General features: G+C 45.1%; 15 protein-coding genes. 9 read left to right on the top strand and 6 right to left on the bottom strand.

Translation table 11 applies throughout. The features are described 5' to 3' along the window. Positions 1–406 precede the first annotated feature (406 nt). Complete coding sequence (locus QUA01_RS13175; protein ID WP_194068224.1) at positions 407–1,216, top strand: SDR family NAD(P)-dependent oxidoreductase; 810 nt, start codon at positions 407–409, stop codon at positions 1,214–1,216. Between the two features lie 95 nt (positions 1,217–1,311). Here the strand turns inward: QUA01_RS13175 and QUA01_RS13170 are convergent, their stop codons facing one another. Continuing rightward, positions 1,312–3,684 carry a CHAT domain-containing protein gene (locus tag QUA01_RS13170; protein WP_333090041.1) on the bottom strand — a complete coding sequence of 791 codons (2,373 nt, stop codon included), beginning with the start codon at positions 3,682–3,684 and terminating at the stop codon, positions 1,312–1,314. A 788-nt stretch (positions 3,685–4,472) separates the two neighbouring features. Here QUA01_RS13170 and QUA01_RS13165 point away from each other — a divergent pair. The 4 genes from QUA01_RS13165 to QUA01_RS13150 all read left to right on the top strand — a co-directional run bounded on the left by QUA01_RS13165 (position 4,473) and on the right by QUA01_RS13150 (position 8,667). Further along, complete coding sequence (locus QUA01_RS13165) at positions 4,473–6,425, top strand: FAD-dependent oxidoreductase (protein WP_333090042.1); 1,953 nt, start codon at positions 4,473–4,475, stop codon at positions 6,423–6,425. 127 nt (positions 6,426–6,552) lie between these two features. Then, the gene (locus QUA01_RS13160; RefSeq protein WP_333090043.1) at positions 6,553–6,819 is read left to right on the top strand and encodes a hypothetical protein; all 267 of its coding nucleotides are present in this window, start codon (positions 6,553–6,555) and stop codon (positions 6,817–6,819) included. Positions 6,820–6,910: 91 nt separating this feature from the next. Beyond that, the gene (locus QUA01_RS13155; protein WP_333090045.1) at positions 6,911–7,597 is read left to right on the top strand and encodes a class I SAM-dependent methyltransferase; all 687 of its coding nucleotides are present in this window, start codon (positions 6,911–6,913) and stop codon (positions 7,595–7,597) included. Further along, entirely contained in the window at positions 7,597–8,667 is a 1,071-nt protein-coding gene (locus QUA01_RS13150; protein WP_333090048.1) for an aromatic ring-hydroxylating dioxygenase subunit alpha, read from the top strand. The genes QUA01_RS13155 and QUA01_RS13150 overlap by 1 nt, the downstream gene beginning before the upstream one ends. 379 nt (positions 8,668–9,046) lie before the next feature. On the opposite strand, the gene QUA01_RS13145 is transcribed toward QUA01_RS13150, so the two are convergent. Then, positions 9,047–9,520 carry a hypothetical protein gene (locus QUA01_RS13145; protein ID WP_333090049.1) on the bottom strand — a complete coding sequence of 158 codons (474 nt, stop codon included), beginning with the start codon at positions 9,518–9,520 and terminating at the stop codon, positions 9,047–9,049. 150 nt (positions 9,521–9,670) lie between these two features. On the opposite strand from QUA01_RS13145, the gene QUA01_RS13140 reads away from it, so the two are divergent. Continuing rightward, complete coding sequence (locus QUA01_RS13140; protein ID WP_332983946.1) at positions 9,671–10,018, top strand: type II toxin-antitoxin system RelE/ParE family toxin; 348 nt, start codon at positions 9,671–9,673, stop codon at positions 10,016–10,018. Next, a complete protein-coding gene (locus QUA01_RS13135; RefSeq protein ID WP_333090051.1) occupies positions 9,987–10,382 on the top strand; it encodes a helix-turn-helix domain-containing transcriptional regulator in 396 nt (131 codons plus the stop codon). Before QUA01_RS13140 ends, QUA01_RS13135 begins: the two co-directional genes overlap by 32 nt. A gap of 16 nt (positions 10,383–10,398) precedes the next feature. On the opposite strand, the gene coaBC is transcribed toward QUA01_RS13135, so the two are convergent. From coaBC to QUA01_RS13115, 4 genes are all read right to left on the bottom strand, one after another. Then, the gene (coaBC, locus tag QUA01_RS13130) at positions 10,399–11,598 is read right to left on the bottom strand and encodes a bifunctional phosphopantothenoylcysteine decarboxylase/phosphopantothenate--cysteine ligase CoaBC (RefSeq protein WP_333090053.1); all 1,200 of its coding nucleotides are present in this window, start codon (positions 11,596–11,598) and stop codon (positions 10,399–10,401) included. Positions 11,599–11,742: 144 nt separating this feature from the next. Then, entirely contained in the window at positions 11,743–11,955 is a 213-nt protein-coding gene (isiD, locus tag QUA01_RS13125) for a protein IsiD (protein ID WP_006632739.1), read from the bottom strand. Between the two features lie 47 nt (positions 11,956–12,002). After that, positions 12,003–12,629: an alpha/beta hydrolase gene (locus QUA01_RS13120; RefSeq protein WP_333090054.1), complete on the bottom strand. Its 627-nt coding sequence runs from the start codon at positions 12,627–12,629 to the stop codon at positions 12,003–12,005. A gap of 173 nt (positions 12,630–12,802) precedes the next feature. Next, positions 12,803–14,713 (bottom strand): ATP-binding protein, encoded by a 1,911-nt coding sequence (locus tag QUA01_RS13115; RefSeq protein ID WP_333090056.1) that lies wholly within the window; start codon positions 14,711–14,713, stop codon positions 12,803–12,805. Positions 14,714–15,446: 733 nt separating this feature from the next. Here QUA01_RS13115 and QUA01_RS13110 point away from each other — a divergent pair. Together QUA01_RS13110 and QUA01_RS13105 are read left to right on the top strand one after the other, a co-directional pair. Next, entirely contained in the window at positions 15,447–15,644 is a 198-nt protein-coding gene (locus QUA01_RS13110; RefSeq protein ID WP_333090057.1) for a hypothetical protein, read from the top strand. Positions 15,645–16,053: 409 nt separating this feature from the next. Next, entirely contained in the window at positions 16,054–16,878 is an 825-nt protein-coding gene (locus tag QUA01_RS13105; RefSeq protein ID WP_333090058.1) for a cyanophycinase, read from the top strand. The last annotated feature ends 176 nt before the right edge of the window (positions 16,879–17,054 follow it).

Below are 17,054 nucleotides of genomic sequence, written 5' to 3'. Positions count from 1 at the left end.
TCCGCCTGCGCTGACTAACCAAACAGGGGAATTAAGCCAACCAAATTCGGTAAGATTTCTTACCTTGTTTTACAATCTCAAGTTTATCTGCTTGAGTAAGGTATAGCAGCCAGATTTCTGGCAAATTTCTGGCAAATTTCTGGCAAATTTCTGGCAAATTTCTAGCAAATTTCTGCCAACCAAAAGTTTAGAGGACTTATGCAAAAACTCTGTTTGTACGGTTCGCCCACAAGCACCTTACAGCAATACCACATCGAAGGATTTTTTGCATAAGTCACAGTTTAGTTGAGTTTAAATCGCGCGCGTGTTGGCGATTCAAAAGTTTTGAATTAACTCCACAAAATTCATAACTCGCAACTTGTAACTCCGCGCGCGGCGATCACTTCAAATCCAGAGGGTTTAATGTATGCAACTTCAAGGAAAAACAGCTCTAGTGACAGGAGCTTCGCGCGGAATTGGGCGATCGATCGCTCTGGAATTAGCGCGACAAGGAATCAAGCGCTTGGTAATAGTAGCGCGCAACCGCCGGCAATTAATTGAACTGGCAGAGGAAATCGATGTTTTTGGTACAGAAATAGTGCCGTTAGCTTTGGATTTAACTCAGTCAGTAGCGGTGAATATTGCGATCGCCCAAGCTTGGCGCGATTGCGGCCCAATTCACCTGCTAGTCAACTGTGCGGGCGTAGCGCACCAAGCATCATTCTTGCGTGCCCCGCTACCGTTAATCGAGGAAGAAATCGCCTTAAATTTGCTCGGAACCTACACAATTACCCGCTTAATAGCGAAGCGAATGGCGGCGCAAAAAGAGGGAACAATTGTCAATGTTTCGAGCTTGATGGGCAAAATTGCGGCTCCGACAATGGCGACGTATTCTGCTACAAAATTTGCAATTTTGGGATTCACCCAAGCCTTGCGTAGCGAGTTAACTCAGTACAATGTTCGAGTCACAGCTTTATTGCCATCTCTCACAGATACCGACATGGTGCGAGATTTGGAACAATTCCGGTGGGTAGTGCCCACAACTCCCGAAAAAGTTGCCCTAGCGCTTGTGGCGGGATTGCACAAAGATGCGCCGGAAATCTTGGTGGGATACCAAAGTCATCTAGCAGTTTTGTGTCACCGAATTGCCCCTTGGCTGCTAGATTTTGTATTGCGGATGGCAACTCCAAAACTTCGCAATGGGGCGCGGGACGATCGCAAATTGCGCGAGGCTTAGGCTAACGGGCGATCGACTAATATGATGTCTAGTCGATTACCGTAACAAAAACGGTTTGTAGTGCGGACGACCGTCCGCACTACAAACCTGTCAATTTACAACCAATTGCCAACTAAAATATATGTCGCCCAAATATTCGCCGGCTCATATCTTTCCAACAGAGACTTTTGTGCAAAATGCAGCGCTTTTGCCCTAGTCATTCCGGGTTTCGACAGTTCCTCATAAAACCGTAACATCAGTTCCGTATTTGGTGCATCCTGCGCTTCCCACAAAGTTGATAAAGTGCTGCGCGCCCCCGCACGTACCGCTATTCCCGCAAGTCCTAAAACTGCTCTATTATCTCCCGATGCAGTTTGACAAGCACTCAAAACAAGCAATTCAATATTAGTTTGCTGCTGCGGAGTTTCGGTTTCGATTAAATTAGCGATATCTTGACCTTTCAGGAGTTTTTGGTAAGCCACAATATAGGTTTCATCTGGGTCTGAACTGAATTCGCCGTGAGTTTTTAGGTGTATTGCTGAAAAGTTGCCTGTTTGGAGCTTATTTTGAATATTGGCTTTGGTGAAATTTGCCTCAAGCAGGGGTTGACTGGCGGGAACTTTTTGGCTAATTCCTTCTAATTCTTCCTTTAATTTTTGGATTGTTTCAAACTGTTTGCCGTCAATGTTTTGTGATTGACCGATGCCGCCGACGAAGACTTTGAGTTTTTGTTGTAGCGGTTGAGGTGCAAAAAGTGTGAGTTGTGGCGAAATGGCGATCGCATATTTATCTTGTACTAAATATTGCTCGGTTTTTTCATCGTAAAGTACCGCCATCGGGATGTTCCGCAAATCGCCATCGAGGACAAATACTAATGTTTCAATTTGAGGATTTTTGTCGAGTTCGGGTTTCAGCGGTGCGATCAACCATTGGTACACTTTTTTGGCATCCGCTATTACTTCAGGATTATTGCCCGGTGTTTGCAAATTCTTGCGGAGTTGTTGCAGGGTAGTTTCTACTTTTTTTCGGGCTACAGGAGTTTCACGATATGTCAGGGGCTTTCCTGCTACTTCAAAAATTAGTGCTATTTTGTCTTCTAAGATAATTGGATAAATTAGTGTAGCTTCAGGATCGGGTATTTGATTGATGGCAACGGTAGGAGATAAACTGCACCGCAAAAAGTTTTCAATTTCGGCTAGTTGAAGTGCGTCAATCTGTTGGATTGCTTGTTCTAAATTTGCTTGATTTGGTTGAGTGTTTCCCTCAGTTGTCACGAGTAAATCTACGAGTTGGCGGTAAACTGGTTCGGCATTATCTCGGAAGGAAAACTGCACGTCGGGATTGACGGCAATTAAATCTTTGCGTAAAGATTGGAGGGTTTGAACTGATGCTTGATAAGCTGCGATCGCACTTTTTTTGTCTCCCTTACTTTTCACCGTCAATCTGCCTAATTGCCACTGCCACCGATAGGCAATATCCGCCGCCTGAATTGACTGTGCAATGCCTAAAGCTTCCGTGGTTAATTGTTTGGCATCGGATAATTGTCCGGTGATTTCGTACAATTCGCCGAGACTGCCTTTGGCGTAGGATTCTGCTCGCAAATCGCCTAATTTTGTAGCATCTTTTGCTGCGGATGCCAATAGTTTCGCAACATAAATTAATTCTGGGTTTCCTAGGGTTTGACTTTTGGCTGCGACAGCACAGTGTTGGACTGCAGGCGACAAAGGTAGTAAGATTTTCTCGATGTGCGATCGCTCCATTGTTTGCACTTTCAAACAAGTCAGGCTTTCGGCAAAGTCGATGCGGGCATAGATGGATTCAGTGGTGACGGGCAAATTGTCAACTTTTGACTGGATTTCTTGCCACAAATTGCTGATATCTGAGTATGGTTGAGTTTCCACAAGCAGGCTCAGTTTACTTAATTTAGCTTGCAATTGTTCGGTTTGGGCAGCAAGGGCGATCGCCCTTTCGTAAAATTCCAAAGCTTGGGCATAATTAACCTTAGCATCCTTGCGGATATCTTCTTGCCGTTTGGCGATCGCTCGCTGGAGATTTCCCAAACTGAGATAAGCGGCGCTGATAGCTTCATTTAACTGCAAATTTTGGGCAATTTCTAAACTGCGGTTTAACATGATTGCGGAAGTTTTCAAAGCACCCGTGACGCGCAGTACATCGCCTAAAGTTCTCAATCCCGATGCGCTGAGTTCCGTGTCTGCCAAGTTTTCAACTGTCGCTTTTTCTGTCGGAGATAGTTGATTGTCGATCAAGCTTTGGCAGTTGAAATTACCAATTTCTAAAACAGGGAGCAAACTATTGCAAGCTTGGCGGTAAAGTCCGGCTGATTGGAGATTTTGGGCGGCGGTGAGTTGGCTGTTGGTTTGAGGGGTGATCGCACCTGCAATCCTAGCAGAAATAGGCACTTGCAAGCAGCATAAAAATGCTGTAAATCCTGCTAATATCAACCAACTTTTATACTTTTTTGTCTTCATTCTTTGCGGCTTGTTGAGAGGTTTTTTATGCGGACAAGGCTTATTTTATAGGATATTGCTGTCAACTATACCGCGCGTTTTACCGACAGTCCTACAGGGGTTGAACCCCCCGCATTATAGCAAAAATAGGTTAAAACTCACATATTGCACAATAGTTAATAACGGGCTCTCCGGCTTGTTCCACAAAAGATTAATTTTCTTGCGGAACAGGCTCTCCGGCCTGTTCCCAAACAAGTAATTGAGAATGGTGCAACATTTCAGTTAAAACCGACTGTGAAATCTGACAGAAACTGCGAGTAATTTTAGTCCTATAAAAGAGGAGTTTCGCTATGAAACAAAGGTTAAAAACCCCTGTCGGACTCTCGGAACAAGGAAATAATTCTGGCCAAACTTGGTTTTTTTAACCCTTCTAAGTCAACACTTAACAGATAACAGTCAACATTTAACAGTTAACAAATAACAGTCAACAGACAACAGATAACAAATAACAGATAACAAATAACAAACAACAAACAACAAATAACAAATAACAGTCAACAGTCACTCGATTTTAGATTCAAGAATTGAAGCATCAGAGATTTACTTGCAGCATTAAATCTGGAAGCTTCAACTTCTGTCTAAAATTTGGAACCACCGCAGGAGTACGTGGCAGGGTATGGGTTTTTGGGCGTGTCAAAGGCGATCCGATCGGGGGATATCTCTTAGTATTTCTTCACATAGCCTGATTTGGGTCTATGATTATGCCTTATGGCGTCCTTGTGTTTAAAGCCCGTTATCGCGTATCGCTGATGAGTCAATCAACCAATCCACCACAATCCCAACCAATTTCTCGAAGAACCGCCCTCAAAATCCTCGGAGTCGGTGCCACCGGCGGGCTGCTGGGCTACTCTCGATTTTCCAAGCCAGAACCCGCCGTTTTTGGTCAAGATTCTCTTGACTTACCGCGAATGCTGAATAACCGCAAAACCGTAGCAGTTGTCGGAGGCGGCTTAGCCGGGCTCGCCTGCGCTTACGAACTGTGTCAGCGAGGTTTCGCGGTGACGCTACTAGAAAAATCGCCCCAACTCGGAGGCAAAATAGCTAGTTGGCCGATACAAGTCGGGAACGAAACTTTTATGATGGAACACGGTTTCCACGGTTTTTTCCCGCAATACTACAACCTCAAAAGTGTAGTTGAAGAATTAGAAATTACCGATAATTTTGTATCTTTAGAATCCTACGCCGTCCTGTTTAGAGACGGTAAATACAAACCAGAAGTTTTCCGTCCCAACCATTCAGCTTTCCCCTGGAATATAGTTGACCTGGCGATATCTTCTCCCAACCGTCTCAAGTGGGGAATCAACCTGACAAAACCCGCTCACTGGGAAGTGTTTCGAGAAATTGGCGGCTTTCAAACGCAAAAAACTTTTGATCGCCTCGACAATATATCAGTTGCTGATTGGGTAAAAGGTGAATTTCCGCGCGGACTTTACGACTTGTATTTTTTGCCTTTTGCCAAATCCAGCCTCAACGCTCCCGACAAATTGAGCGTCGGAGAATTAATGCAATTTTTCCACTTTTACTTTTTCGGAAATCCCGAAGGTTTGGCCTTCAACGGCACGCGGCAAGATATGGGTACAAGTTTGGTACAGCCTATTGCCAGAGCAATTGAAAGCAAAGGCGGCAAAGTATTAACAGATGTCGCAGTTAGCAATATTCACTGGGAAAACGGCAGGATTGATTCTCTGAGTTATCAGTCGGGAGACGTGCAAAGTAAAGTGCCTTTTTGGGTAAAACGAAACGCCTTGTTAACTGACAGTAACTCTACAGAATATTTCGGCGCGGGAGACAGCGTATTTGCCAGCACCCCTGGAGGAAAAGAAGCAATTTCTCTAAGCTGCACTCACCAAGGCTGCACTGTTCAGAAACAAAACGACGGTCAATTTCACTGTCCCTGTCACGGAGCAGTTTTTGATGCTGAGGGACGAGTTGTGAGCGGGCCTGCTCAGCGGGATTTACCCAGATTTAAGGTCGTCGATAAAAAAGCAGATGAGGTACAGTTGGCAGCAGCAGTAAACAAATCACAACCGCAAAAATTGGGAGAAACATTGCAGGCTGATTACTATGTTTTTGCTGCCGATGTTCCTGGGATGCAGCATTTGTTTAGTTTAGCTAGCGGTGAGGTAAATCAGCAGGTGCAGAGCCGAATCGAGGGCTTGAAAATAGCCGATCCGTTTGCGGTGGGCCGTTTTTGGTTCGATCGCGATTTTCCCTGGGAACACAGCAATTTTAGTTCGCTTTCCGGCTACAAACTGACTGACAGCATCACACTTTACCACAAAATTCAAGATCAATTCATCGAGTGGCATCAGAAAACTGGCGGTAGCGTAGTGGAACTGCACGCTTACTGTTACAAGGAGAAAGAATTTCCCAACCAGGAAGTTTTGCTCGCTACTTTCGAGGAAGAATTGTATGAAATTGTACCGGAATTAAAAGCGGCGACTCTGCTGCACCGGGAATTGGTAAATCAAAAGAATTTCTCCGGTTATCCGCCCGGTAGTTATGCGGAACGGCCAGACACTAGCTGCGCTGTACCCAATCTTTTGTTTGCCGGAGATTGGGTAAAAATGCCGTTTCCTTGCGGTTTAATGGAAAGGGCTGTGAGCAGCGGTTTATTGGCAGCTAATGCTATCTTATATCAGGAAGGTTTGCAGAGGCGATCGCTCTTGACGGTTAATCCAGAAGGCGTGCTGAAAATCTAAGGTTTGCAGCGGGGCGGATTTTAGATAGTGTCTGCAGGGACAAAAACGGGTTTGTAGTGAGGACTTTATTCCGCATCCATAGAAGGACTAAAGTCCTCACTACGAACCTTAATAAAATGGGTTCGTAGTGTGGAATTTAGTCGCAAAATATATCTTGCTATTCGTACCCCTGTGGTGGGTTGGGATCGGTGCAATTTACTATACCACCTCGCGCCAAGATGAGGATAAACCCGATCGCCCGATATGCAGTCCTGCACAACTAAGCTGCGGCTTTTTTGGCGCTACTTTTAGCTCTTTTAGGAGGATTAGGAGCGATCGCCTTTCTGACTTGGTTAGCAATCTTAGTAGAAATTCAGATGAATTACGGTTTGTAGGTGTGGTTTCGCCGATTTAAAAAAAGGCATAGCTTGCGAACAAAAAAATTATCGGTGTCAATATGGGTGCATCTGTGGTTAAAATATTGAATGAGTATAAAGCCATAATAGATGCCCAATAGTAACTGGAAAATTCGTAATAAATCTGTAATGTTTGATGCTTTTGCAACTGAATACGATTTCGCAGCCACCTTGCAAAGTAAAAACAATTTTTTTACTAAAAACCTATCTACCAGCAAAGGTGCAGCATTAGATATTGGCTGCGGTTCTGGAATTTTGGCTTTTGAATTAGCCAAGTATTACGATAATGTCGTAGCCGTCGATATTTCAGCAAAAATGCTGGATATTGCCAATCAAAAACGCTCAGCGCCCAATATCGAATATATCCAAATGGATGCGAATCAATTAGCGCTCGGTCGCAAATTTGATTTAATAGTTAGTGACACCACTTTTCACCATTTATCCAATCTCCCCGCCACTCTATCATTAATTAAGAAACTGTTGAATCAGCAGGGAAAAATTGTCTTTTTAGATGACATTTCTGGAGTCGAAAGACCTGCTAAGATAAGCTATATATTAGGTGCCGTGAGAGATTTTATGCCCGACTGTTCCAAATACGGATTTCGCAAGGCTTCAAGATTATTAAAATTTAGATTGTCGCCAAGCTGGTTGAAGCATTTAGCCAGCAACAGGTATTTATCAGAAGCGAGATTTAAAAAAATGTACGGTCGTTGCTTTCCCGGCTGTTATTTTGTAAGATTGGATTGTTTGATGGGCGTGATTTGGGAAAATTTGTAATGCAAAACAACGGGATAAAATCAGTATCTGCGCGGGAAAAAAATAGTCACATCCGCGAGTTGAGCATTAATTTGGAGCAATGGTATGCAGTCGCCCGCAGCACAGAGGTACAGAGTCAGCCACTACCCGTGATATTGTGGCATCGGGCGATCGTGCTTTTCCGCGACAGTGCAGGCAAAATCAACGCTTTAGAAGATAGATGTCCGCACCGACAAGTTAAACTTAGCCACGGCCAAGTTAAAGGCAATTTAATCGAATGTGCTTACCACGGATGGCGGTTAAATGCCAGCGGAGAATGCGCCGAAGTCGATTATTTAGCAGAAAATCAAAAACTACCTAACTGCAAAATTCGCTCCTATCCAGTCCAAGAACAAAACGGTTTTATCTGGCTGTTTCCCGGCGATGCAACCCAAGCCCAAAAAATAGATTTATTAGACTTACCAGAGTGGGAACATCTCAATTATATTGCCACAGTTTCAGTCATCGACTGTCATGCCCACTATTCATTTTTAATTGAAAACTTGATGGATATGTACCACGGACATTTGCACGAAGACTTGCAAGCTTGGGCAAATCCAGTATTAGATACTTTAACAGAAGACGAGCATCAAGTAACAGCTTGCTATCAGGCACAAAGTTATTACAAAATAGATAAAATATGGTCAATTTCCCAGTTGTTTTTTAAATCTCTGCGCCGACTGCACCCGGAACCCCTGGATGTGAGTTATGTTTACCCGCACTGGGTTTCAACTTTGGGGAGCGATTTTAAGATTTACTGCTTGGTTTGTCCGGTGAGCGAGACGGCAACTCGCGCTTATTTAATTCATTTTACCTCATTAAATGCGTTTTGGCGGCTGCACAAATTGCCTGTTTGGTTTCGCAGGTTTATTAAAGATAGTTTGTTCGGTGCTGCTCAAAAGTTATTAGATGGTTTGGTGCGGCAGGATGTGTTAATGATTGAAGAAGAACAGCAGGCTTTTTTGCAGAATTCGGAAAGAAAGAGTTACGAATTAAATCGGGCTTTGGGGAGCGTGCAAAAGTTGATGAGAAGTCAGGCAGAAAAACCGTAAGGTTAGCTTACAAACTGATAATTTTGTTTGTAGTAAGGACTTTATACCAATTTTTTATGAGGCCCCGTAGAATCCGATCCCCCCTAGCCCCCCTTAATAAGGGGGGACAAGATTCCGATCAAAGTCAACCCCTACTCCCCTTCTTAAGGGGGATTTAGGGGGATCGAGATATGTGCAACTTCACATTAAATTGGTATTAGTCCTAATTGATATCAAATCCACTCTTCATCAGAATTATTCATCTCTCTTATCTCCCTCTGTGTTCTCTGCGTTCTCTGCGGTTAAATCATTCCGATACAACGGGAAACGATATGACTCGGAGGAAGGACTGAAGTCCTCACTACAAACCTAAAAAATCTAGTTACCGCCAGCACAAACTTTACTTTTTAGGTCGCTGCTGCTGGTAAACTTTGACAACTTTATCCGCATAAGTAGCAGTTGCGCCACTTTTACAAGCTGCGGAGTCCCCAGTCATCCACCAGCAAGCGGCGCGGCGTACAGCGGTTAATTCATTGTTGCTGCTAGCTTTGTATTCGTCGCGCAGCAAATCGCCCACTATACAGGTAACAATTGATTTGGCTTTTGTCGCGTCGGCCTCAAATTGTTGGGGTGTTAAATCTTGTTTGGTACAGAATTTTGCCCAGCGGGAAATATTGTTCGGTAAAACTTGCCACTGACTGTACATTCCGTCATTTGCGGCTTGTGGCGGGGCGGCTTGTCGCAGCGCTTCTACGAGGGCGGAAACTTGCGCGTCGGTGACTGCTTGCGCTGTGGCTGGAAGTGCTTGCAATCCGAGGCTAATTATCAGGCTGCCGAATAGTAGATTGGTTTTTGCGATCGATTTAAAGTTCATTCACAATGCCCTGTTTGATTTAAACTTTGTTTCCTCAAACAAGGTTTACTATTTTGTCGCTCGAATGCCTCTGTCTTAAGTATGATTTGCCCACTTAATGCACTGTCATCGCGCTTACGATAGAAATTGTTAATGAATTAGGATAAAATTATGGAAGTACAACCGAGGGAAATTCGACGTTACATCCGACCCGATGGCAGGATTCCTTTTTTAGAGTGGTACTATTCCCTACGAGATGGCAAAGCCCAAGTTAAAGTTGATGCAAGACTTGAGCGAGTTAGTCTCGGCAATCTGGGGGATTATAAGTCAGTCGGAGATGGTGTCTGTGAACTTAGGATTAACTACGGCCCTGGCTACCGGATTTATTTTAGACAAATAGGAGCGACAATTGTGCTTCTGCTCTGTAGTGGGGATAAAAGTACCCAAGAACAAGATATTCTCAAAGCGAAGGAGTATTCGGCAGACTATGAAAGAAATGAAAATGCCTACCAGCGATAGCTACCGCGAGTACCTCATTGAATCTCTCAAAGATGCCCAACACGCTGCTGGTTTTATCGGGGCTATCTTAGAAGAAAAAGACCCTGAACCAGCACTTTTGAGAAATGCCATCAGAAAGGTAATTGAGGCTCGAATCAGGATGAATGCTCTTTCGGAGTCAGCAAAAGAGCATCACGAAAAACTCGATAAGATGCTGACTGAAAGCGGCGGTTCGGAAATTAACTGTTTGGTAGAATTACTCGAAGCATTAGGATTTAAACTAGAAATTACTGTCGCAGATACTGAGTTGTCGGCTGACTCGAAATCAACGGATTTTGGGGAATCAGAATTATCGCCCGAACCAGTAGTAATTAATCCCAGTTAATGAGTAAATCGCCCCCTCACCCGTTCATCACAAAATCTAACAATCGGTGAGCCATTTCTAGCTTGCTGCAAGAGGCAATTTCTACTTGCTTTCCGGCGGCGTTAATTAATATTGCTTGATTGGTATTGCTGCCGAAACCTGCACCTATTTGATCGATCGGGTTTGCGGCAATTACATCCAGTTTCTTTGTCCGCAATTTCTCCCAAGCAGGCTTGACAATATCCCCAGTTTGTGCTGCAAACCCGATTAATTTTTGGTGCGGCTGTTTCAATTTTCCCAACTCTGCCACAATATCCGCTACCGGTGCCAACGGCAAACAATTCGGGAGCGATCGCTTCGGCAATTTCTCACTACTGTACTCAGCCGGCTTCACATCCGCTACCGCCGCCGCCATCACCGTTAAATCCGCCTCGTGAAAGCATTGCAGCATCGCCTGCCGCATTTCTTCTGCACTGGCAACTGCGATCGCCCGCACGCCTGAGAGCGGCAATTCGCCAGTTATACTGTGTACCAGCGTCACTGTCGCGCCGCGGTGCTGTGCAGCTTGCGCCAAAGCTATACCCATTTTGCCGCTGGAAGGATTGCCGATAAACCGCACCGGATCGAGGTGTTCCCGCGTTCCTCCCGCACTGATCAACACCCGAAGGCCCGCTAAATCTCGATCGCCCTTCGCATACAACAGCGATTCAATATGAGGCAAAATCTCATAAGGTTCTGCCATCCGGCCGACACCCGCGCGATCGCACGCCAGCATACCCGCCCCCGGATTCGCAGCATGATAGCGCCGATAAGTCAACACTTCCCGCCAATTCCGCTGCACCGCCGGCTGTTCCCACATATCCGTATTCATCGCCGGTGCCAGCAAAATTGGGCAATTAGAAGCTAAGACAGTATTAGTCAACAAATTATCAGCAAAACCCCCCGCCAACTTAGCCAAAGTATTAGCCGTCAAAGGAGCAATCACAAAAACTTCCGCCCATTCTCCCAGTTGAATATGCAGGGGTCGCCCGTGACTTGGTTGCCAAAAATCTTTGTCAGTAAAAGCAGGATGGCGGCACAGAGTAGCAAAAGTTAAAGGCGTTACAAACTCCCCCGCAGCCTCAGTAAGAATCGCTTTCACTTCAGCTCCAGCTTTTGCTAAAGTTGAAACTACTTCGCAAACTTTGTAAGCCGCAATCCCGCCACTAACGCCGATTAAAATTCGTCTGCCTTTCATGTCATTTTTTCATAAAAAAAAATCAAGAAAGAAGTTGAGATTAAAACAGACAACAATCTATAATTCATCTGTTCAACCCGCAACAAAAAATGCTGCTAACTTCTTCCTTAATTCCGTCGAAATTTTTAAGCTAGATTTTTAAGCCTATGCTTCGTCGTAGGCTTCCATATCCAGAAGGTGGAGATAAGGTTCAACCAGCTCCGGCCGCTGAAAGGCAAGCGATCGCAACAAATGCCAATCATTCAATCCCTCAAAAGGATCAGTATAATCGTCAACCTCCAAACGGACAGCCAATTCTGCCACGTCTTGAGAAGTAAGTACAGCAATATCGCGCGATGCTTTGGTTAAAGTTTTCATGTTTTTTACCCCTGCCCTAGACTTCCGCCATACTATATACTAAGCCTTTAATCACATTTCGACACAGTTTCTACAACAAAACTTCGCATTACATCTACAACTTCCGGTAGAATCTCGTGTCCCATCTTAAATTCTCGATACTGCACCTGAGCTCCCCAAGCAGTCAAACTGTCGCGCGATCGCACCGCAGCACTAATCGGCACAATAGTATCTCGACTACCGTGCGCGATTAAAACAGGCGGCAAAGCACTCCCGGCAGCGGGCGAAATCGACGAGTGCAAATAACCGCTCAGACAAATTAAACCCGCTAGGGGCAAAGTCAATCCCACATCCAGAGTCATCGCTCCGCCTTGAGAAAAGCCACCTAAAATCGTGCGAGACAAAGGCACGCCCGTGCTGCTTTCCAAAGACAGCAACAATTCCCTCAGCAATTGCCTGCTTTCTATCAATCCCTGAGCATCTTTGTTTGCCAGGTCATACCACATTTTGCCACTCATTACCTGGGGATGGGGAAATGGGGCGTCGGGAAACACAAACTGATAATCCGGCAAATTGAAAGCCGGTGCTAAAGAAGTCAAATCCCGAGCATTAGCACCCCATCCGTGTAAAGCGACAATCAAAGCGACAGGTTGGCGATTGGTAGTTGGCGGAATGCTAATAAATTTTAAAGACATCGTAGTGAGTAATTGGTAATCGGGTCTTGTGAAAATTATAAATTGTTGTGGCGGTTCAAACCCAACTTTGAACGGTAGGGTGCGCATTGCGCACCTTACCTAAGTCAATTCGCACCTGACTAACTGTTAAATTTAGGGTGCGCTGCGACCTTACCCAAGTAGCAATCCGCCGCTTACAAAACAGTCCCGATTTCCTTCAAATAAACCCGCGCAAACGGTTCCCCATCCCCCAGACTGTACTGTTCGATCAACCCCTGGCGGCGAATAGAAATACTATTTCCTTCCCGCACCACAACAGTATCGTCATCAGTGCTTTCTCTGACCAAAATCATCTCAGTTTCCCCCGGATTGTCCAGCACCACCATATTGCTGCGCTGATAAAACATTCCCTCAGCTTCCAAAACATCTTCGGGATATTCAGCAATCAACAAATCTAGCTTGGGATTCCGCAGCAAAGTTTGCACGTTAAGATTGTAATTATTGTGCAAAACTTTTTCAGAACGGTTGACAAAAAGTCCAGCGCGACAAACAGCACCGATTGTCCAATCGGGATGCAGCAATAGAATATGGTCGATGGTTTCTTGCAGTTCCGGCACGGAAATTTTGTTGAAACTAATAATCGGAATTCGGGCGGATTTTCCCGATTCAAAAAAAGTATCGATAATATGCGAAGGCACATCAACACTTTCTCCGACAGCCGGGTTGAGGTGCATAAAAATTCCCGGCGCGGCATTGATTTCAATAATCCCAAAATTTCCGGTTTTCCAAGATTTGGCCAGGGATTCTGTTACCACATCAATTCCCAAACAAGTTAACCGAAAATGTAGGGCGATATCTTGAGCCAAAATAATATTATCGGGGTGCACGGTGCGGGTAGCGTCGATGCTGACGCCGCCTGCGGAAAGATTGGCCACTTTCCGCAGAGAAACAGTGCGATCGCCTTCTAACACGCTATCCAATGACAGCCCTTGTTCTTCCAGATACATTTCCATCGCTGCGTCGGACTGAATTTTGCTCATCGCCGAAGTTGGCGTATCCAAACGTTCGGGTTTGCGGTTTTCGCGGCGGATTAATTCGCGAATAGTTGAGTCGCCGTCTCCTGTTACCGAAGCGGGCCGGCGTTCAGTTGCAGAAACAAATTTGCCGTCAACGCACAGCAGCCTAAAATCCGATCCTTTGATGCTATTTTCCACAATTACTCGCACCGGTTCTGTTTCGGGAATTGCCTTAACTGCTCTTTTAAAAGCCGCCTGCAATTCTTCAGCATCTCGGACATCTGCGGTGACACCAATTCCTTTATGACCGACTACTGGCTTAACAGCAACTGGGTAGCCAATTTCTTTGGCAACTGCCAGAACTCGGTTTTCTGTGGAGACGATATCTCCTTTGGGAACGGGAAATCCCAAGGTAGCGAGAAAAGCTTTACAATCGTCTTTGCGTGTGGTAAAATCTGAGTCTAAATGGCTGTCGCAATCAAACGTTGTTGCAGAGCCGCGCACCAGTTTTTTGCCGTAACCGTATTGCATCAGTCCTTCATCCCACAAATAAAATGCGGGAATGCCTTTTTGGGAGGCCGATCGCATTAATGAATAAACTGTCGGGCCTCCGTAAACAGACTGCCGGAACATATTTTGCAGCGCGCCTATTTGTGCTGACAGTGGGAAGTCTTGATTTTGATCGATGGCTTCAAACCAATCCCAAACAGCGTAAACTACGGCTCGGGCGCTGCGGGCGTGAAGTGCTTCTATGCTGATTCTGTCAAACTGAGAAAATGCCTTGATGTTCCAGTGTTGGAAGTGCAAACCCATGTCTAGTTTGGCTACTTCTGAGGCGGTACGCCCGAACAGTTGAGCGTGGTTCGAGAAAGTTTCGTGCAGCAGTTGCGGGTAGCGATCGCCAATAATTTTACGGTAATGCGCGATCGGCTTTGGTTGCCGATCGTCCGTCACTGCAAAATCGAAAACTAAAGCGGCTGTTTCTAAATAAGGGTTGGGCCCGATATAGTATTTGAAATGGAAAATATCAAATACATCTGTTTTTCGAGCATTGACGCGGGCTATCTCGGTGCTTTTTTCTTGCAGCATTTTCTAACCTCCTTGTAACTAATTTGTCAGATTAACTCTCTTGTCGGTGCATTGCATACTACCTGCCGACATAGATATAGCCTTTCTCAAAAAGCTGAGAAGTTGAGATTTGAGATTTGAGATACTTCGGCAACGCCGGCGTACAAGTTTTAGATTTCAGATTGACGACTCGATACCTCATCTTTGTGAGCACTGCTATATTTCAGAGAGCGAGCATCTGTGTTTGGCTTTCGCAGTGATGTCCTCAGTCGCGAAGTATACAACACTCGCGCAGCATACAAGACCATTAGTGAAAAGTTAAAACTAACGCTGCATTTGTCAATCGATAAAATTACTCAAAAAACTGCTTTTGAGAAAAGTAGAAAATTCGCGATTTGGGGTGAGGGGGCATAAATACGGCGCTCCCCACGTCCGCCCAAATCTCAGTTTTATAGCCAAAATATAAGTAAAATATGAGTAAAATTGCTGATTGACAAATGCTTCCCTAGTTGAAGTCGTCAGCAATAATACAAAACTCGCGAGCGTGACAGCACTCACACAAAAAAATTATTTTCACAGATAACGATCTGCTCCCCAGGTATAGTGCGAGAGGAAGACAATTGCCCGATCGCCAATTGCCCGCGAGCAATTACCAATAACTAATGACTACTTAAAAAAACTATAACTTTGGAGAGGTACAACGCCAACTAAAATTGGCTATGACTGTGAAAAAGGATTTAAGAGGTACCCAATTATGAAAATCGCACAAACTGCTCTAAGGGATAAAGTTCACCAATTAGCTGAGGAAGCATTTCACCTGAAGCTGATTTCTGGGTACGGCGACGGTCAAAACAGCAACGAATATCAGATTGTCTGGAACGGCAAACCGAGACACTTGCCTTTAGAACGGGCGCGTACAATATTGAGCAATTTGATCGAGCGATCGCACTAACTGGCGATCGGACTCATTTAGCACTTGCGCTCATCAACCCGGTTTGTCGGAAAAACTAACATCAGGATAGGCGAAAAATCTTATCCCAAAGGCGGTTGATGACCCCGCCCGCGTAAGTCCGAGAAGGTAAACTCATTTTTTGACCCCTCCCCTGCTAGGAGGGGTTAGTTTTTTTCGATCGAAAACTGGGAGGGCGATCGCCGCATTTGTAATTCTGTAAAAAAAATATTTACTGCATTCCGACACAAATGCTTCCTCACAATCTCCGGTGAAAGCAATCCCAAACTTTTGCTAAACCCTACTAATCCGTAAGTTATAAAATTTCTGTATGCATATCTACCTTTTAGTAGTTTTTCGGAAAAAAACTTTATGTTTTATTTAAATATAATCAATTAAAAGTGCAAAGCGTATGGCGGGCAGCAAAAATCAGGGGAAGTTGCTAATTATTGGCGGCGCTGAAGACAAAGACGGCGACTGCAAAATTTTGCGGGAATTCTTGCGGTGCGCCGGAGGCACTAAAGCCCGCATTGTAGTGATGACGGCTGCGACAAGCCTGCCGGGAGAAGTCGGAGATAACTACATCCGAGTTTTTGAGCGGCTGGGCGCAGAAGAGGTGCGAATTGTTGACACCCAGAGATCCGAAGATGCCGACAATCCAGATTATTTAGAAGCGATCGAACAAGCGACCGGGATATTCTTTACCGGGGGAGATCAAGCGCGGATTATTAGCTGTTTGAAAGACACCAAACTCGACGCAGCTATGCACAAACGCTACTCCGAAGGAATAATCATTAGCGGCACCAGTGCCGGCGCGGCGATGATGCCAGACATGATGATTATTGAAGGAGACTCCGAGACAAATCCACGGGTTGAGGTGGTAGCAATGGGCCCGGGAATGGGTTTCCTGCCGGGAATTGTCATCGACCAGCATTTCGCCCAGCGAGGTCGTCTGGGACGCTTAGTTTCGGCACTCTTGCTGCAACCAGCAGTCTTGGGATTTGGGATTGACGAAAATACAGCTATTTTAGTCAGCGACGACGAGTTGGAAGTCATTGGCGAAGGCGCTGTAACTGTCATCGACGAGTCGGAAAAACTCCACGACAATATAGACGGACTGTTGAAGGATGAGGCTTTGGCGATTTGCGGCGCGAAGTTGCACATTCTCCCCCACGGATACCGATTTAATTTGAAAACTCGCCAGCCGATGTTGGATCGGTTAGCAGCGGCAGTATAGAAAGAAAAAGCTAACTTATACCATTTTTCTAAAGATGTGGTATAGATAAAATCTTAGCCACCCCGCGAGTTCGGGGGGTTGAGGGGGTAATATCTAGCGCTACTTTATGAAATTGGTATTACTTGCAACGCCGCCAAAATCTCAAAATTGTCTAGGGTGTACGCCTCTTCACCGGT

The sequence above is a fragment of the Microcoleus sp. S36a_B3 genome (assembly GCF_036700745.1).
Taxonomy (GTDB): Bacteria; Cyanobacteriota; Cyanobacteriia; order Cyanobacteriales; family Microcoleaceae; genus Microcoleus.
Note: the sequence above shows the minus strand (reverse complement) of the source record. Positions and strands in the feature narration are given on the sequence as shown.

Coding starts and splice junctions, on each gene's coding strand:
- QUA01_RS13175 (WP_194068224.1), top strand. CDS start 407: ATGCAACTTCAAGGAAAAACAGCTCTAGTGACAGGAGCTTCGCGCGGA.
- QUA01_RS13170 (WP_333090041.1), bottom strand. CDS start 3,684: ATGAAGACAAAAAAGTATAAAAGTTGGTTGATATTAGCAGGATTTACA.
- QUA01_RS13165 (WP_333090042.1), top strand. CDS start 4,473: ATGAGTCAATCAACCAATCCACCACAATCCCAACCAATTTCTCGAAGA.
- QUA01_RS13155 (WP_333090045.1), top strand. CDS start 6,911: ATGCCCAATAGTAACTGGAAAATTCGTAATAAATCTGTAATGTTTGAT.
- QUA01_RS13150 (WP_333090048.1), top strand. CDS start 7,597: ATGCAAAACAACGGGATAAAATCAGTATCTGCGCGGGAAAAAAATAGT.
- QUA01_RS13145 (WP_333090049.1), bottom strand. CDS start 9,520: ATGAACTTTAAATCGATCGCAAAAACCAATCTACTATTCGGCAGCCTG.
- QUA01_RS13140 (WP_332983946.1), top strand. CDS start 9,671: ATGGAAGTACAACCGAGGGAAATTCGACGTTACATCCGACCCGATGGC.
- QUA01_RS13135 (WP_333090051.1), top strand. CDS start 9,987: ATGAAAGAAATGAAAATGCCTACCAGCGATAGCTACCGCGAGTACCTC.
- coaBC (WP_333090053.1), bottom strand. CDS start 11,598: ATGAAAGGCAGACGAATTTTAATCGGCGTTAGTGGCGGGATTGCGGCT.
- isiD (WP_006632739.1), bottom strand. CDS start 11,955: ATGAAAACTTTAACCAAAGCATCGCGCGATATTGCTGTACTTACTTCT.
- QUA01_RS13120 (WP_333090054.1), bottom strand. CDS start 12,629: ATGTCTTTAAAATTTATTAGCATTCCGCCAACTACCAATCGCCAACCT.
- QUA01_RS13115 (WP_333090056.1), bottom strand. CDS start 14,713: ATGCTGCAAGAAAAAAGCACCGAGATAGCCCGCGTCAATGCTCGAAAA.
- QUA01_RS13110 (WP_333090057.1), top strand. CDS start 15,447: ATGAAAATCGCACAAACTGCTCTAAGGGATAAAGTTCACCAATTAGCT.
- QUA01_RS13105 (WP_333090058.1), top strand. CDS start 16,054: ATGGCGGGCAGCAAAAATCAGGGGAAGTTGCTAATTATTGGCGGCGCT.